Source organism: Termitidicoccus mucosus, assembly GCF_038725785.1.
In the GTDB taxonomy this organism is placed as follows: domain Bacteria; phylum Verrucomicrobiota; class Verrucomicrobiia; order Opitutales; family Opitutaceae; genus Termitidicoccus; species Termitidicoccus mucosus.
In genome coordinates, this window is record NZ_CP109796.1 from 5,983,054 (window position 1) to 5,998,615 (window position 15,562).

10 protein-coding genes are annotated in these 15,562 nt (G+C 63.9%); 9 read left to right on the forward strand and 1 reads right to left on the reverse strand.

The features are described 5' to 3' along the window. Window positions 1–164 precede the first annotated feature (164 nt). The 7 genes from OH491_RS20870 to OH491_RS20900 all read left to right on the forward strand — a co-directional run bounded on the left by OH491_RS20870 (window position 165) and on the right by OH491_RS20900 (window position 10,049). On the forward strand, window positions 165–1,085 hold the full coding sequence (locus OH491_RS20870; RefSeq protein WP_334319653.1) for a dihydrodipicolinate synthase family protein: 921 nt from the start codon (window positions 165–167) through the stop codon (window positions 1,083–1,085). A gap of 29 nt (window positions 1,086–1,114) precedes the next feature. After that, complete coding sequence (locus OH491_RS20875) at window positions 1,115–2,014, forward strand: alpha/beta hydrolase (protein WP_334319652.1); 900 nt, start codon at window positions 1,115–1,117, stop codon at window positions 2,012–2,014. Between the two features lie 111 nt (window positions 2,015–2,125). Continuing rightward, on the forward strand, window positions 2,126–3,805 hold the full coding sequence (locus OH491_RS20880; protein ID WP_068772601.1) for a peptidylprolyl isomerase: 1,680 nt from the start codon (window positions 2,126–2,128) through the stop codon (window positions 3,803–3,805). 321 nt (window positions 3,806–4,126) lie between these two features. Continuing rightward, window positions 4,127–5,731, forward strand: coding sequence for a TolC family protein (locus tag OH491_RS20885; protein ID WP_084442609.1), 1,605 nt, complete (start codon window positions 4,127–4,129; stop codon window positions 5,729–5,731). A gap of 222 nt (window positions 5,732–5,953) precedes the next feature. Further along, window positions 5,954–7,075 (forward strand): ribonuclease D, encoded by a 1,122-nt coding sequence (locus tag OH491_RS20890; RefSeq protein ID WP_068772599.1) that lies wholly within the window; start codon window positions 5,954–5,956, stop codon window positions 7,073–7,075. 136 nt (window positions 7,076–7,211) lie between these two features. After that, window positions 7,212–8,975 carry an AMP-binding protein gene (locus OH491_RS20895; RefSeq protein ID WP_068772598.1) on the forward strand — a complete coding sequence of 588 codons (1,764 nt, stop codon included), beginning with the start codon at window positions 7,212–7,214 and terminating at the stop codon, window positions 8,973–8,975. 45 nt (window positions 8,976–9,020) lie between these two features. Then, window positions 9,021–10,049 (forward strand): NAD-dependent epimerase/dehydratase family protein, encoded by a 1,029-nt coding sequence (locus tag OH491_RS20900; protein WP_068772597.1) that lies wholly within the window; start codon window positions 9,021–9,023, stop codon window positions 10,047–10,049. A gap of 930 nt (window positions 10,050–10,979) precedes the next feature. Here the strand turns inward: OH491_RS20900 and OH491_RS20905 are convergent. Beyond that, window positions 10,980–12,683 (reverse strand): AMP-binding protein, encoded by a 1,704-nt coding sequence (locus OH491_RS20905; RefSeq protein WP_068772595.1) that lies wholly within the window; start codon window positions 12,681–12,683, stop codon window positions 10,980–10,982. Between the two features lie 268 nt (window positions 12,684–12,951). On the opposite strand from OH491_RS20905, the gene OH491_RS20910 reads away from it, so the two are divergent. Beyond that, complete coding sequence (locus OH491_RS20910) at window positions 12,952–13,395, forward strand: hypothetical protein (protein ID WP_334319651.1); 444 nt, start codon at window positions 12,952–12,954, stop codon at window positions 13,393–13,395. Window positions 13,396–13,667: 272 nt separating this feature from the next. Then, window positions 13,668–15,425 (forward strand): NAD-dependent DNA ligase LigA, encoded by a 1,758-nt coding sequence (gene ligA, locus OH491_RS20915; RefSeq protein ID WP_342750673.1) that lies wholly within the window; start codon window positions 13,668–13,670, stop codon window positions 15,423–15,425. Window positions 15,426–15,562 lie beyond the last annotated feature (137 nt).

Sequence of the window (15,562 nt, forward strand, 5' to 3'; positions counted from 1 at the left end):
CGCGAGTCTGGAGCAAAATTGAGAAATGGGTCACACAAGCGAAATTCCGCAAATCAGGTTTAATTCGACTGCGTAAAGCGACTATTGATCAAACATTTGTCTGGTTAAATAGGAGCGAACAGGAATAGTTGTTATATGTTATGAGTCTGTATCAAATTAAGCACATGAGTAACGTAATGACTACGCTGCCCAAAGGTATTGTGTCGGTGGTGCAAACGGCGTTCGGCGCCGGCGGGAGGGTTGACATGCCCTCGATCGAGAGGCTCGTCGAGGATGCGATTGCCGCGGGCGTCGATGGGTTCCTGCTGCCAGTGGTCGCAAGCGAGGTCGCCTGGCTGTCCAGGGCGGAACGGGACGCCATCCTCGGCGCGGTGAGCCGCTACATCCGCGGCCGGGTGCCCATCATCGCGGGCGCATCGGCGGACACGCCGGACGAATGCGCCGCCTGTGCGCGCGCCGGGCTGGAGGCCGGCGCGGTGGCAAGCCTCGTGGCGGTGCCGCAATCGCTGTATGGGGCGCCGGCCGGGATCGATGCGTTTTTTCAGGAGGTGTTCCGCGTCACGCCCGGCCCGGTGGTCATCCAGGATTTGCAGTTTGCCGGCCCCGGCATGGATGCGGGACAGATTCTCCGGCTTCGCGAGCGCCATGAGCGGTTTGCGGGAATAAAGATCGAAACCGTCCCGGCCGGGCCCAAATACAGCGAGGTGCGGTCGGCCTGCGGCGCGGGTTTCTGGATCGCCGGCGGGTGGGCCATCACCCAGATGATCGAGGCGCTCGACCGCGGCGTTGACGCCATGGTGCCCGAGAGCGCAATGATCAAACTATACAAGCGGGTTTATCATTTATACCAGTCCGGCAGGCGCGGCGAGGCCCTTGTCTTGTTCAGGCGCCTGCTGCCCGTCCTTGCGTTCACGAATCAGGAACTCGCGACTTCCGTGGCCTTTTTCAAGCGGTTGCTGGTGCGAAAGGGGATTTTTTCGGAATCGCGCCAGCGCATGCCGCTTCCGGCCTGGGATGATATATCCGGGCGGACGTCATCGGAGCTGATCGAATACTATATGAGTCTGGAGTCGGAGGCCATGTGATGGCTGGTAATATGCAGGCAATACGATGCGTGACGGCAACGGCCGCCGCGTGCATGGCGATGATTCTGCGCGGGCAGACGTGCGAGGAGTTTCCGCTGCGTCCGCCGGACCCGGCGGTGAAGGAGCCTGCGGCGGAACGCGTGCTTTTTTACCCGCGGGGCGGGGATGATCGCGGATTGCACCGGGTGGTGTTTGACGTGGCGGTTCCCACCCTCACGGTTTACCGGCCCGCCCCGGAGAAAAACCGCGGGGCGGCGTTTGTCCTCTGCCCGGGAGGCGCGTATCACGGGGTGGTGATTGACCGCGAGGGGCACTGGGTCGCCCGATATTTTCAAAATCTCGGATACACGGTGGCGGTCTTGAAATATCGCATGCCCAAGCCCGCCGAGGCGGGGGCGGGCGGGGAACTGCCGCGCAGCCAGCAGGACGCCCTTGAGGCGATCCGCTATGTGCGAACCCGGGCGGCGGAGTGGGGCGTGGATGCCGGCCGCGTGGGCATCATGGGCTCGTCGGCCGGCGGGCATCTGGCGGGATCGACGGCGTTTCTGGGCAACGGGAGCAATGGCACCAGGCCCGATTTCGTCGCGTTGCTTTATCCGGTGGTGAGCATGGGCGAACCCATCGCGCACGCCGGTTCGCGGCGCAATCTGCTCGGTCCGGCGCCGACGCCCGCGCAAGTCGAACGGTTCTCCTTGGAAAAGCAGGTTCGCTCGGGGATGCCGCCGTTTTTCATCGTCCATGCCCGGGACGACGACAAGGTGCCGGTCGGGCACAGCCGTTTGCTGGCTGGCGCGCTGGAGCGGGCCCGGGTTCCGGTGAAACTGATCATCTATGAGACCGGCGGACACGGATTCTCGCTGGGGCGGGGAACCCCTTCGGATGGGTGGAAAGACGCGTTTGTCGCCTGGCTGGCCGGTGTGGTCAAATGACTGCGGCGCACGTTTTCGCGCATCCGTTTCCCGTCGTTTCCGGCCATTTCTTCCCATTGACACCCGCCGCCGCCGCCCTAGCGTCGGGTCCTTTTCACCCTTCGCACGCTCATGATCTCCTGGATCCAAAACACCTTTCAGAAGCACTTCCGTGTCATTTTCGCGGTGCTGCTGATCGTCATCATCATCTCGTTTGTCTTTGTCACCAACGCGTCCTCGGGACTCGGGCGGGCCGACCGGCACATGGCGACGAAGCCTTTCTTTGACCTCAATCTCGCTTCCCCCGTCGACAGCGAACGCCTCAGCCGCGACGCCGCGCTCAGCATCGAGCTCCAATACGGGTTTCCCGCCAACGGCGAGATGCTCCAGCGCTTCGCCTACCCGCGCTACACCGCGCTTTACCTCGCCAACCAGCTTCGCATCCCCGCGCCCACCCAGTCCGAAAAGGTCGAGCACATCCGCGGCCTGCGCCGGTTTGCCGGCCAGGACGGCCAGTTTGACGCCGCCGCCTACCAGGCCTTTCGCCAGAGCCTTCCCGCCGTCGTCCAGAGCGAAATCGACCGCGTGATTTCCGATGACATCCGCATCGAGCGCCTCCACACGCTGCTGAGCGGCCCCGGCTACGTGCTGCCCGCCGACGTGAGGCAAATCCTCGAGGAGCAGGACACGGTCTGGACCATCGACATCGCCTCCATTGACCGCGCCAGCTTCACACCCGCCGTCACGCCCACCGGCGCGGACATAGAGGATTATTTCAAGAAAAACACCTTCCGCTACACCATCGCGCCGAAGGTCAACGTGAGCTATGCCGAGTTCCCCCTTGGCGCCGCCTTCGCCTCCGTGCGCCCGGCCACGCCCGAGCAGCTTCGCGCCTTCTACGACGCCAATCCCGCCCGCTTTCCGCAGCCCGCCGACGCGCCCAAGGCCGAGGAATCCACCGACCCGAAGCTCGCCGCCGATGCCGCTTATGAGCGCGTTCGTTCGCAGGTCGAGTCCGCCTACCGCGCCGAGCAGGCCATGCGCATCGCCGGCCAGGCTGCCAGCGATTTCGCGGTCGCCCTCTTTGACAGCGGTGCCAAGCCCGGCACCAAGGCTTTCTCCGACCTCCTCTTCGATCACAAGGCCACCTACCGCGAAGTCCCGGCCTTTGCCGAGAACGATGTCCCGGTGGAGCTGACCGGGGATCCCCGCGCGGCGCGCCAGATCGCCGCGCAGGCCTTCTCTCTGGGCGAAGACCGCCGCGTGTCCGATGCCATCCAGACCGAGCGCGGCAGCATCGTGCTGTTCTGGAATTCCACCATCCCCTCGCGCGAGCCGGCGCTGGAGGAAGTGCGCGACCGCGTGGCGGCCGATTACACGGAAAACGAAAAACGCCGTCTCTTCACCGATCTCGGCCAGACCATCCGCGCCTCCATCGAGTCCGCGCTCCAGTCCGGCAAGGCATTCGCGCAGGCCGCCGAGTCCGCCGCCGGTGCCGCCGGGGTGAAGGTCGAGGTTTCCAGCCTGGCCGATTTCACCCGCCGCGAACCGCCCGCCGGGCTCACGCCGCAAGTCGGCACCGCCCTCCAGTCGCTCAACCAGGGCGACGTATCCACCATGGTCGCCACGACGGACAAAGGCTTTCTGGTTTACGCGCGCACGAAGGCCCTGCCCGACGCCACCGAGACCAATCCGCGTTACATCGAAACGCGCGACCAGGTCGCCGCCTACTACGGTCGCGCCGCGGCCTCGGCCTACATCAACGACCTGATGACCAAGGAACTCAACCGCACCGCCTCGGTGACCGAATAACCCTCCGCGGCCGGTCGCGCCCCGTCGCGCATTTCCGAAAAAACAGGACAGCTCGCATGGCTGTCCTGTTTTTTTATTTCCGGCCCGCCAAAAAAATAACTTTCACCCCGGCCCCGTTCTTGGTTTGACTCCATGACTTGCGCAACCTTTGCCAGCTCCCCGCGTCATGCAGCCGACTTCGCCGCCACCTTTTCCTGCGTGAAATGTCGGTATGCGTCGTATTACCATAAACCCTGACTGCTAACGCACCGCATCTTCTCTCCAATTCCAGTGTCCTCCACCGCCAGTTCTCGCACTTTCCAGTCGCATCCAAGAATTTCCATGCTTCACCGACTCGCTTCGTTCTTCCTTGCCGCCGCCTGCGCCGCCGCGCCCGCACTCCACGCCCAGTCTTCCGCCCCCGCTGATCCTCCCGCCGCGGAATCTGCCGCCGAGGCCGGAAAAAACTCGGCCCCGCTGCCCCCGCAGTCCTCGCTGTCGCTGCCCAATATCCCTTCGCCCGCGCCGGCCGTCGATCCCGCGCTGCCACCCCTCGCGCTCGATCAATGTGTCGCCATGGCGCTCGACAAAAACTTCGACCTGCGCATCCAGCGCCACACCACGGAGACCTCGAAGGACACGCTTGAGATCACCAAGGCCGAATACGACCCGACCCTCAGGGCCACGGTTGGAAAGACGTTTTCCGAAAGCGATTATCGCTCGTCGAGCACGCCCGGGGCCATGGTCAACACCAACAGCAACAACATCGAAGCCACCGTGGGCGCCGCGCAGAAAGTCATCACCGGCGCCACGCTCCAGCTCTCCACCGGCGTCAACCGCAACAGCAACGCCCGCGCCAACACCGCCTACAACGGCGTCTATGACAGCGATGTGGTCTTTTCCGTGCGCCAGCCCGTCCTGAAAAACTTCGGCTCCAACGTGAACCGCGCCGCCATCGACCGCGCGCGCCTCGGCGTGGCCCGCGCCAACGAGGATCTCCGCGCTTCCGTGCTCGGCATCATCCGCTCCGTCGAGTCCGCCTACTACGATCTCGCCTACTACCGCGCCCAGCTCGAAGTCCGCCGCTTCAGCCTCGACCTCTCCCAGCGCCTCCTCGACGAAAACCGCGCCCGCCGCGCCGCCGGCGTCGCCACCGACCTCGATGTGCTGCAAGCCGAAGTCGGCGTGGCCAACGCCCGCAACGACCTCCTCGTCGCCGAAAAATCCCTCCACGACTCCGAGGATAACCTCCTCGCCCTCATCAATCCCTTCGAGTTCACCGCCACCATCGGTCCCCTCGCCATCGACGACACCGGCTCGCCCGACGTCTCCTTTGACCGCTCCTACAAACTTGCCCTCGACAACACCCCCGGATACGCATCCGCCCAATACGCCATCCGCCAATACGAAATCGACGCCAAGGCCGCGAAGCGCAACCAGCTCCCCTCGCTCGACGTCGGCGCCAGCCTCGGCTTCGGCGCGCCCGACGACAACACCGGCCGCGCCTACGACCGCGCCTTCAACGGCGGCAATTACAACTGGGGGGTTGACGCCACCTTCTCGATTCCCTGGGGCCGCCGGGCCGAAAAAGCCGCCTGGCGCCAGGCGATGAACAACCTCGACCGCGAAAAAATCCGCCTTCGCCAGATCGATCAGGACATCCTCGTCTCCGTGCGCACCGCCGTGCGCACCGTGCAAACCAGCGAGGAAGGCGTGCGCATCACCACGCTCGCCACCCAGCTCAGCGAAAAGCAATACGAACTCCAAAAGGGCCTGTTCGACGCGGGCAAAAGCACCTTCCGCCTCGTGCTCGATTTTGTGGACGATCTCAACGAGGCCCGCATGCGCGAGCTGCAAGCCCGGTTGAGCCTCCGCAACGCCCTCGCCGAGCTCGCCCGCCTGGAGGCCAGCTCCCTCGCCCGCTACAACGTCCAGCTCGACCAGTAGCAGTAGCGCGGGGTCACGGGAGCGCGGGCATGGCAGGCATGTCGCTTCGCTCGGAACCTGCCCGCGAGATCGGGGACGGCATCCGCCCGCCCCGTCAAACCGCATTCCCTTGCTTCAAGTTGCGCGCTCCGCACGCCGCTGACCCCAAAATCCGCCTCGCCTCCTTTTTGCTCTCTTGGATTCCGCCGGTTTTTCTGTTTTCACATCGGTCAAACAAGTCCGATGTCCGACCAGCCCGCATACAAAATCATAGACCAACCCGCGCAACTCGCGCCTCTTCTCGCCGCACTCGAGCGCTCCGACGAAGTCTCGCTCGATACCGAGGCCGACAACCTCTACCACTACCGCACGCGCCTCTGTCTCCTCCAGTTCCACGTCGCCGGTGAAATTTCCCTCGTCGATGCCCTCGCGCCCATCGACTTCGGCCCCCTCTGGGCCTGCCTTGCCACCAAGCATCTCGTCATGCACGGCAGCGATTTCGACCTGCGCCTCCTCTACGATCTCTGCGGCTTCCGCGCCCGCAGCATGTTCGACACCATGCTCGCCGCCCAGCTCCTCAACCGCCAGCGCGTCGGGCTCGCCTCCCTCCTCGAGGAAAACTACGGCGTGGCCCTCGACAAGGACTCCCAGAAGGCCAACTGGTCCAGACGTCCCCTCACGCCGCGCCTGCTCGACTACGCCGCGCTCGACGTCTATTACCTTCCCCGCCTCCGCGACCTCCTCACCGCCCAGCTCGAGCAACTCGGCCGCCTCGACTGGCTCGACCAGCAATGCCGGCGCCAGATCGAAAACGCCCTCAGTGGCTTCCCCCGCGACGACGAAAACGACTGGCGCGTCGGCCGCTCCGAGCGCCTCCGCCCGCCCGGCCTCGCCGTCCTCCATGCCGTCTGGCACTGGCGCGAGGACTGGGCCCGCAAACTCGACGTCCCGCCTTTCAAGGTCACCGGCAACGATCTCCTCTTCAAGCTCGCCGAGGGCGCCGACCACGGCCTCTCCGCCCGCGCCCTTCTGGAAACCATCAACCTCGGCAAGCGCCATGACCGCCTCGCCCCCAGCCTCCGCGAGGCCCTCGTCGCCGGCCTGTCCCGCGATCCGAAAACCCTTCCCCGTCGCCGCGGTCGCGATCCCAACCACCACCCGCTTACGGCCGCCGAGCTTGCCCTGCAGGATCGCCTGAAAACCGACCGCGACCGCGTCGCCGCCGAGCTTCAGCTCGACCCCACCCTCATCGCCAACCGCTCCCAACTCGCCCTTATCGCCCGCGCGCCGGACAAGATTTCCGACATCCTCCTCCCCTGGCAGGCCGCACTGCTCAGAAACACCGATGCGCTCAACCCCGCGTGAGGGGGAGAGAATTTTCGATTTTCGATTGGGGGCGCTGTCGCGCCACTTTTGTCTTTCGCCTCCCGTCTCCCGACTGGCGCGGCAGCGCCCCCAATCAAAAATCGAAAATCGAGAATCGAAAATTCAAAATCCCACCATGAACATCGCCCGACACCTCCCGCTCATGGCCGCGCGCCAGCCCCGCCGTGTCGCGATCAAGGTGCCGCGCGGGCGCACCCGCTCGGGCGACATCGATTACCTCGCGCTCACCTTTGCCGAACTCGACGCCGAGGTTCGCGCTTGGTCCGCGCATCTCCGCGCGCGCGGCGTGCGCCCCGGCGACCGCACGCTCGTGATGGTGCGCCAGGGGCTCCCGCTCATTGCCTCCGTCTTCGCGCTCTTCAGCACCGGCGCCGTTCCCATCATCATCGACCCCGGCATGGGACTGCGCGGCTTTCTGCGTTGCGTCGCGCACTCCCGTCCGCGCGTCCTCCTCGGCATTCCGCTGGCGCGCATCCTCAGCCGGGTGATGCGCCGCCCCTTCCGCACCATCGAAACCCGCGTCGCCGCCAGCGGCTCGCCGCTCGCGCGCATGAAGCGACCCGCCATCCAAAAACCCGAAACCGAAATCGACAACGACGGCCTTGCCGCCATCCTCTTCACCTCCGGCTCCACGGGCGCGCCGAAAGGCGTCTGCTACGAGCACGCCATGTTCGAGGCGCAGGTGCGCGCGATTCGCGCCGCTTACGAAATCGAGCCCGGCGAGACCGACCTCTCCATGCTCCCCGTGTTCGCGCTTTTCGCGCCCGCGCTCGGCATGACCACCATCGTCCCCGAGATCGACCCGGGCCGCCCGGCCGCGCTCGATCCGGCGAAAATCATCCAGGCCGTCCGCCAGGAAAACGTCACCAATTCCTTCGGTTCGCCCACGCTGTGGAACAAGCTCGCCGACCACTGTATCCGGGAAAGCATTGCGCTGCCCTCGCTCCGCCGCGTCCTCTGCGCCGGCGCGCCCGTGCCCGCGCCGCTATGGGAGAAAGCGCGAAAAATCCTCCCTGGCGGCAAACTCCACAGTCCCTACGGCGCGACCGAATGCCTGCCGGTGAGCACAATTAGTGGCGACGAAATCGCCGGTTTGGGTGGCACGGGCGTCCCGCCCGTGTCGGATCGGGTGGCACGGGCGACCCGCCCGTGCCCGGGTGCCTGCGTGGGCCGCGCCACGCCCGAAATCCAAATCAAAATCATCGCCATCACCGACACGCCCATTGCCACGCTCGCCGACGCGCGCGAACTTCCGCTCGGCGAAATCGGCGAAATCATCGTCACCGGCCCGGCGGTTACGCGCGAATACGACAACCTGCCCGCCGCCACTGCCGCCGCAAAAATTCGCGGCGCCGGCGATGGCGGCGGGAAGTATCAAGTATCAAGTAACACAAGTAACAAGAACGCCCCCGCCCCCCCACTTCTTGATACTTGTCACTTGCCACTTCCCACTTCGCCCGGCACGGGCGTCTGGCACCGCATGGGCGACACCGGCTGCCTCGACGCCGGCGGACGCCTCTGGTTCTGCGGACGCAAAGCCGAGCGCGTCGAGACCGCCTCCGGCACGCTTTTCACCGAGCCCTGCGAGCAAGTTTTCCGCGCGCATCCGCAAGTCGCCCGTTGCGCGCTCGTCGGGCTCGGCACGCCCGGCTCGCAAATCCCCGCCATCGTCGTGCAGCCCGCCGCCGGAAATTTCGACCGCGCAAAACTCGCCGCCGGACTCCGCGCCCTCGCCGCCGCGCATCCGCTCACCGCCGGCATCACGCGGTTTTATTTTCATCCCGATTTCCCCGTGGACGTGCGCCACAACGCCAAAATCCACCGCCTCACGCTCGCGTCTTGGGCCGCGAGTGGAAAGGCTGAAGAATTGAAGGGCTGAAAGACTGAAAGCCAAAAAGAGAAACACCCGGCCTTCATAAAACACATGCCTGCCCCTTCAGCCTTTCAGCTCTTCGGTCCTTCAGCCCTTTCTCCCGTGCTCGTCACGGGCGGCACCGGCTTCCTCGGACGGCGCCTCGTCGGCCGCCTTCTCGCGCAAGGCCGCCCCGTCACCGTCCTCGCGCGCCGTGCCGCGCCCGACCTTGCGGCTCGCGGCGTGCGTTTCATCACCGCCGCGCTCGACGACACCGCCGCGCTTCGCGACGCCTGCGCCGGCATCCACACCGTTTTTCACGTCGCGGCGAAAGTCGGCGTATGGGGGCGTTATGACGACTTTCACCGCGCCAATGTCCTCGGCACCCGCGCGCTTCTCGCGAGCGCCCGCGCGCACGGCGCGCGTGTGTTTGTCCACACCAGCACGCCCAGCGTTGTGTATAACGGACGCGGCCTCGCCGGCGCCGACGAATCCCTGCCGCTCACCACCCGCTGTCCCAGTCCCTATCCGCTCACCAAGGCCGTCGCCGAGCGCGAAGTCCTCGCCGCCGATTCGCCCGCGCTCCGCACCGTCGCGCTCCGTCCGCATCTGATCTGGGGCGACGACGATCCGCACCTGATTCCCCGCGTCCTCGCGCAGGCCCGGCGCGGACGCCTCCGCATCGTGGGACGCGGACGCAACCGCGTGGACATGGTGCATGTCGAAAACGCCGCCGACGCCCACCTGCTCGCCGAGGCGAACATCGACCGATGCGCGGGCCGCGCCTACTTCGTCACCAACGGCGAGCCCGTCCTGCTCTGGGATTGGATCAACCACCTGCTCACCGCGCTCGGCGAAAAGCCGGTCGCGCGTCGTATCCCCTTGTGCGCCGCGTCCGCCATCGGCGCGTGCTGTGAGGCGGCGTGGCGCGTGCTGCCCTTGCGCGGCGAGCCGCCCATGACGCGCTTTATCGCCGCCGAACTCGCGAAAGACCACTGGTTCGATCTCTCCGCCGCCCGCCGTGACCTCGGTTACGAGCCGCGCATCAGCATGGCCGAAGGCACCGTCGCGCTCATCGCCCACCTGAAAAACCAAGGTTGACCCTCCTCTGCTCCAATTGCGCCTGATACCATCTGTGAATGAAGATGGCGCCTTTTCTGGAGGGACGGCCTCCGTATCGTCCTTCCTCCCTGAAGTGGACGGCACGGAGGCCGTCCCTCCAGACCCACACCCCGGCAAAAATGCCACGGTCATTGGCAAATGGCATTAACCGTTTTCTGCCCCCGCGGACTCCTCGATTTTTTTTGCTACAGGAAGGGCAAAACGCACACACGGCCCGCTCAATTTTGTTCCGCAATGAGAACAGTAAGCACTTTGGGTTTTCATGCCCTCCACAAAACCCGCGGCATTTTGTCTATACTACTGGTGGGTCTGATGGCTGGCCGCGCCGGGGCTTGAAGCGGGACCGTTGCCGAGTGGAACGGCAATAGTGTATTTTACCTGAAATACGTCGCGTTTGGAAACATGTGCGCGGGGTGTTGCGTTTCATGATAAATCCATATGTCCCTGTCTGCAACCATCAGCGCATACAGTTGCATTCCCAGGACGGTTCCTTTGTCGAGATTTGGAAACCGCTTGTGAAAAAGGCGGTGAAATATGTGTTTCTCTCCAAAGGAGGTCGGCATGCCGGCAATTGCCACCTTGGAATCAATGAATGGACGTTCCATCGCCCTGGCGGCCATCAATCGCCTTGGTTAATTCGCTGGCAGAAAGGGCGGGTAATTCCGCGGCTGCCACGAATGTCCAGTATTGTCCCCAACATGGGGGCTGAGTGGCTCTGTTCAGTTGTGTAATCGGGGTGCCTGTGTTGGCAATGTTGCTGTCATTCGAGTTTTTCCTGTTTGGTTGGGTTCGCGGTGGATTTTGTTATATCAAACGAAAAATGCCACGATATTCTGAATAAGGCCGTGGCCTCGCGCAGGGGCGCTGAAATGATTTTTATAAAACGGCCATGGCTATATTTGAAATACTCTAAATGATATTCATTTTTCGGCGGATTTTTTCCGTCGGGGTTTTTATGAACTCCTCTTTTCTGATCACGAGGCGCCGGATGCGTTTGTAATTCGGCACCGTGGCGTTGAGGGCTTTCACCTCCGCCGCCACCGCTTGGAAGATTTCATTAGAGTCCGGCCCAGCTTTTCCGAGCGCCTTGGCCACCTCTTCCATGACCGGGCGCACTTGCAGGCTGACGAGGATGTTTCCGTTTTTGTCCTCGCTGCCATAGACCATGAGCTCGCCGATCAGCTTTGATTTCGCCAGCTCCACCTCAAGCTCCTCCGGGAAAATGTTTTTTCCCGTGCGCGTCACGATCATGTTCATTTTGCGCCCGGTGATATACGCCCAGCCCTCGGCGTCGAGATAGCCGTAGTCGCCGGTGCGATACCAGCCGTCCTGAAACACCTCTGCGGTCAGGTCCGGGCGGTCGAGGTAGCCGAGCATCGCGGTCGGGCCCTTGATGAGAATCTCGCCGATCCCGTCCTCGTCGGGCGCGTCTATTTTGAAAGTCGCTGACTCGACCGGGCGTCCGACGCTCGACGCTTTCAGGTAATTGTCCTCGTAATGCCGCGTCGAGCTGAGCAGCGCCGACATCTCCGTCATCCCGTAGCCCTGCTGCACCTTGATGCCGATGTCCTGGACACCGTTGATGAGCGCGGGGTCAATCGCCGCCGCGCCGGTGAAGATTTTCCGCAAATGCCCGCCCACGAGTTTGCGCTCCTCCTCGAACAATTTCCTGCCGATCTCGAAAATCGCGTCGTCGTTGTTGCCGCTGGTCTTCATCAGCTCGAAGCGTTTTCCCTTGAGATCCTGGATGCGTTTTTTCAACGACTCGGCTGTTCCCGTTTTTTCCGCGTTGTTCCAAATGCGGCGGTGCACCGACTTGAGCAGAAGCGGCACGCAGAGGAGGATGGTCGCCTCCGCTTCCTCAAGGTTTTTATAAATGTATTTCAGCCCGTCCCCGATCGCGATCCGCACGCCTTTAGAGAGCTCGGAGGAAATGCCCATGCGCGACTCGAAGCAGTGGTGCATCGGCAGAATGGAGACCGTGCTGTCCGTGTTTTTGAAACCAAGCGACTCTTGTATATCGAGCACATTTTTCCCCAGCGTGCGGTGCGAGTGCAGGACACCCTTGGCCTCGCCGGTCGTGCCGCTGGTGAACATGATGCAGGCCAGCGCGTCGGCATCGGGAACGAAGTCCCTTGCCGCCTGCAGCTGCGCGCGTCCCGGCGCCGTCCCAATATCAAGCGCGCGGCTTGTCCCGCCGTCATTCATGTAATATTTTCTCATGAGAAACGTGTGCACCAGCCCCGACTCGCGGACCGCCTCCTCGTATTTTTTGTCATGGAAAATCGCCTCGCATTTCGCCTTTCCCAGCAGGTTCAATATCTCGGGTTTCAGGAGCTCGCGGTCGAGCGGGACGGTGACCGAGCCGATGAACAGGGTCGCAAAATAGGCGAGCACCCACTGGTAGGAGTTGTCGCCGATGACCGCGACGCGCTTCCCCTGGAACCCTTTTTCGATCAACTGCGCGGACAGGGTGAGGACATCCTGCTTGAATTCCCGGAAGGAAATTTTTTCGTAGGGCGACTTGTTTCCATCCGCCTTGACCATGAATGCGGTCTGCGCGGAAAACTGCTCCAAGGCCGAGCACATGATGGCTTTGAGTGATTCCTTCATTCGTGAAGAGGGTTTATTCAAAACAGCTGTGTTTCTTGCCGCGTGGCAATTTTTTTTACGTTTTTTCGACGAAGACGGCCTCCATCCCCGAAACTTGCCCGCGGGCTCGACATGCGATGCCGGGAACATTGGATTTCATGCCTCCGACCGCATTGCCCCATGGCCCTGCCGTTGCGTCGAGCCCGGTCTGTTTGTCTGCGCCGGGTGTGTTTTTCCCGCCGCGCTTCTGCCGGCATCTGCCGCAGGTTCCGTCCGCACAAACGAAGCCTTGCTGGACGCATCGGCGGACGCCCAGCCAGCCGGCGCGGACAAAACTCTGCCGCTCACCACCCGATGCCCCGGTCCCTATCCGCCCACCACGGCCGTCGCCGAGCGCGAAGCCCTCGCCGCCGATTCGCCCGCGCTCCGCAACAGCGAGCCCGTCCTGCTCTGGGACTGGATCAACCACCTGCTCACCGCGCTTGGCGAAAAGCCGGTCGCGCGCCGCATCCCCTTGCGCGCCGCAACGGCAATCGGCGCCTGTTGCGAGGCGGCGTGGCGCGTGTTGCCCTTGCGCGGTGAGCCGCCCATGACGCGCTTCATCGCCGCCGAACTCGCGAAAGACCACTGGTTCGACCTCTCCGCCGCCCGCCGCGACCTCGGTTACGAGTCGCGCATCAGCATGGCCGAAGGCGCCGCCGCGCTCATCGCCCACCTGAAAAACCAAGGTTGATCCTCCCCGCCAGCACGCCGGGTCTCAACCGGTTTATAACCCATTGGGTCACAAACCTCATTTGCTATACCCGGTTCTATTGCCTAATTTCAGTAGGCTCGACACGTTGCGCCAAAGGCATCAGTATCCTGTGCGCGTTTAACCCTCAATCCTATCGCCGCATGTCATTCCTGTTTCGTCGAAATATGGGCATTGGTCTTCGCCGCTGGGCGAGATTTCCCGCCGCGCTTTTGCTGGTATTTGCCACGGTCTTCGCCCGGGCACATGAAAACATGACGGACACCCGGCCATCGGTCGCCGCCGCATCCGCCGGTGATCGCGCCCGTCTTGACTGGCTGCGCGGTGAAATCCGTCGGCACGACGATCTTTATTATAACAAGGCCGCGCCGGAGCTATCCGACGCCGATTACGACGCGCTCAAACGCGAACTGCGCGAACTCGAGGCGCAGCATCCCGAATGGGCGGCGACGGATTCGCCCACGCAACGCGCCGGCGTGGATGCGCGCGATCCGTTCTTCGCTCCGGGTCGGCACCGCGCGCCCATGCTCAGCCTCGACAACACCTACGACGAGGCGGACCTGCGCGCCTTCGATACCCGGCTGCGCGCGCAGCTTGGCGCGGACGCATCCGGACTCGCCTACGTGGTCGAGCCGAAAATCGACGGCGTGGGCGTGAGCCTTGTTTATGAAAACGGACGCCTCGCGCGCGTGCTGACACGCGGCGACGGCGCGGAGGGCGACGACATCACGGCCAACGTCCGCTCCATCGCGTCTCTGCCCGACCGGCTGGCAGGCGCGGCGTGGCCGGCGTTTATCGAGATTCGCGGCGAAATCTATATCGCGTTTGCCGACTTCGAGCGCATCAACGCCGCGCGCGAGGCCGCCGGGCTGGAGCTGTTCGCCAATCCGCGCAATCTCGCCGCCGGTTCGGCAAAACTCCACGACCCGCGCGAGGCGGCGGAGCGCCGGCTGCGGCTTGTGGTTTACGGCGTCGGCCATTGCGAGGAACCGTTGCGCGACGAGAATGGAAACCGCGTCGCCACGCAGGCCGCGCTGCACGGGCGGCTGCGCGCATGGGGGCTGCCGGTGCTGGAAAGCTACTGGCCGTCCGCGGACCTCGACGCCGCGTGGTCGGCCATCGGGGAGCTCAAAAAAATGCGCGCCCGCCTCGCATATCCCATCGACGGCGCGGTGGTGAAGACCGATGCGTTTGCGTTGCAACAAAAGGCGGGCGCCACGGCGCGCGCGCCGCGCTGGGCCATCGCCTACAAGTTCGCCCCGGAGCGCGCCATGACGCGCGTGCTCGCCATCACCGCGCAAGTCGGGCGCACCGGCGTGGTCACGCCCGTGGCGGAGCTGGAGCCCGTGCGGCTCGCCGGCACGACGGTGCGGCGGGCCTCGCTGCACAACGCGGGCGAAATCATCCCGGTGGTGCGGGAGGTCGTGGTCGCGAAATGCCCGGTGGATTCGGCGGACTATGTGTTTCCCAAAAACTGTCCGGAGTGCGGCGCGGCGCTTGCGCGCGCGGACGGCGGTGTGGCGTGGCGCTGCCCGAATGACGCATGCCCGGCGCAGGTTCGTGGACGGCTGGAGCATTTTGCGTCGCGCGAATGCCTCGCCATCTCCGGCCTTGGCCCGAAAGTGATCGCGCGCCTCGTGGACGCGGGACTGGCGCGCGACGTGGCAGATTTATACAAACTACGGGCCGGCGACTTGGTGAAGCTGGAGGGCATCGGAGCTCGTTCGGCGGAAAACCTGCTCGCCGCCGTCGAGCGCAGCAAACACGCGGAAACATGGCGCTTTATAAACGGCCTCGGGCTGCCCGGCGTCGGCGCAAAAAACGCGAAAGCCCTCGCAAAGCGTTTTCGCTCACTGGACACGCTGGCCCGCGCGACCGAGTCGGAGTTTCAGGCAACATCCGGAGTCGGTCCTGAAACGGCGAAGAATTTGTGCGAGTTTATTAATAAAGAGGAAAACCGTCGGTTGCTCGAAAAGCTCAAGGCTTGTGGAATAAAGCCGAGGGAATCTTGAAGGGGGATAATATAAATTATAGATAAGATTGACGCCATGGGTAGGGCGAGGCGTCCTCGCCGGGCCGCGAGCCGCAACGGCTCAGCCGGAGGCTTCGCCCTGCCACTAACGGCATCCATAGTGCTCGCAAAGGGCAT

Coding starts and splice junctions, on each gene's coding strand:
- OH491_RS20870 (WP_334319653.1), top strand. CDS start 165: ATGAGTAACGTAATGACTACGCTGCCCAAAGGTATTGTGTCGGTGGTG.
- OH491_RS20880 (WP_068772601.1), top strand. CDS start 2,126: ATGATCTCCTGGATCCAAAACACCTTTCAGAAGCACTTCCGTGTCATT.
- OH491_RS20885 (WP_084442609.1), top strand. CDS start 4,127: ATGCTTCACCGACTCGCTTCGTTCTTCCTTGCCGCCGCCTGCGCCGCC.
- OH491_RS20890 (WP_068772599.1), top strand. CDS start 5,954: ATGTCCGACCAGCCCGCATACAAAATCATAGACCAACCCGCGCAACTC.
- OH491_RS20895 (WP_068772598.1), top strand. CDS start 7,212: ATGAACATCGCCCGACACCTCCCGCTCATGGCCGCGCGCCAGCCCCGC.
- OH491_RS20900 (WP_068772597.1), top strand. CDS start 9,021: ATGCCTGCCCCTTCAGCCTTTCAGCTCTTCGGTCCTTCAGCCCTTTCT.
- OH491_RS20905 (WP_068772595.1), bottom strand. CDS start 12,683: ATGAAGGAATCACTCAAAGCCATCATGTGCTCGGCCTTGGAGCAGTTT.
- ligA (WP_342750673.1), top strand. CDS start 13,668: ATGACGGACACCCGGCCATCGGTCGCCGCCGCATCCGCCGGTGATCGC.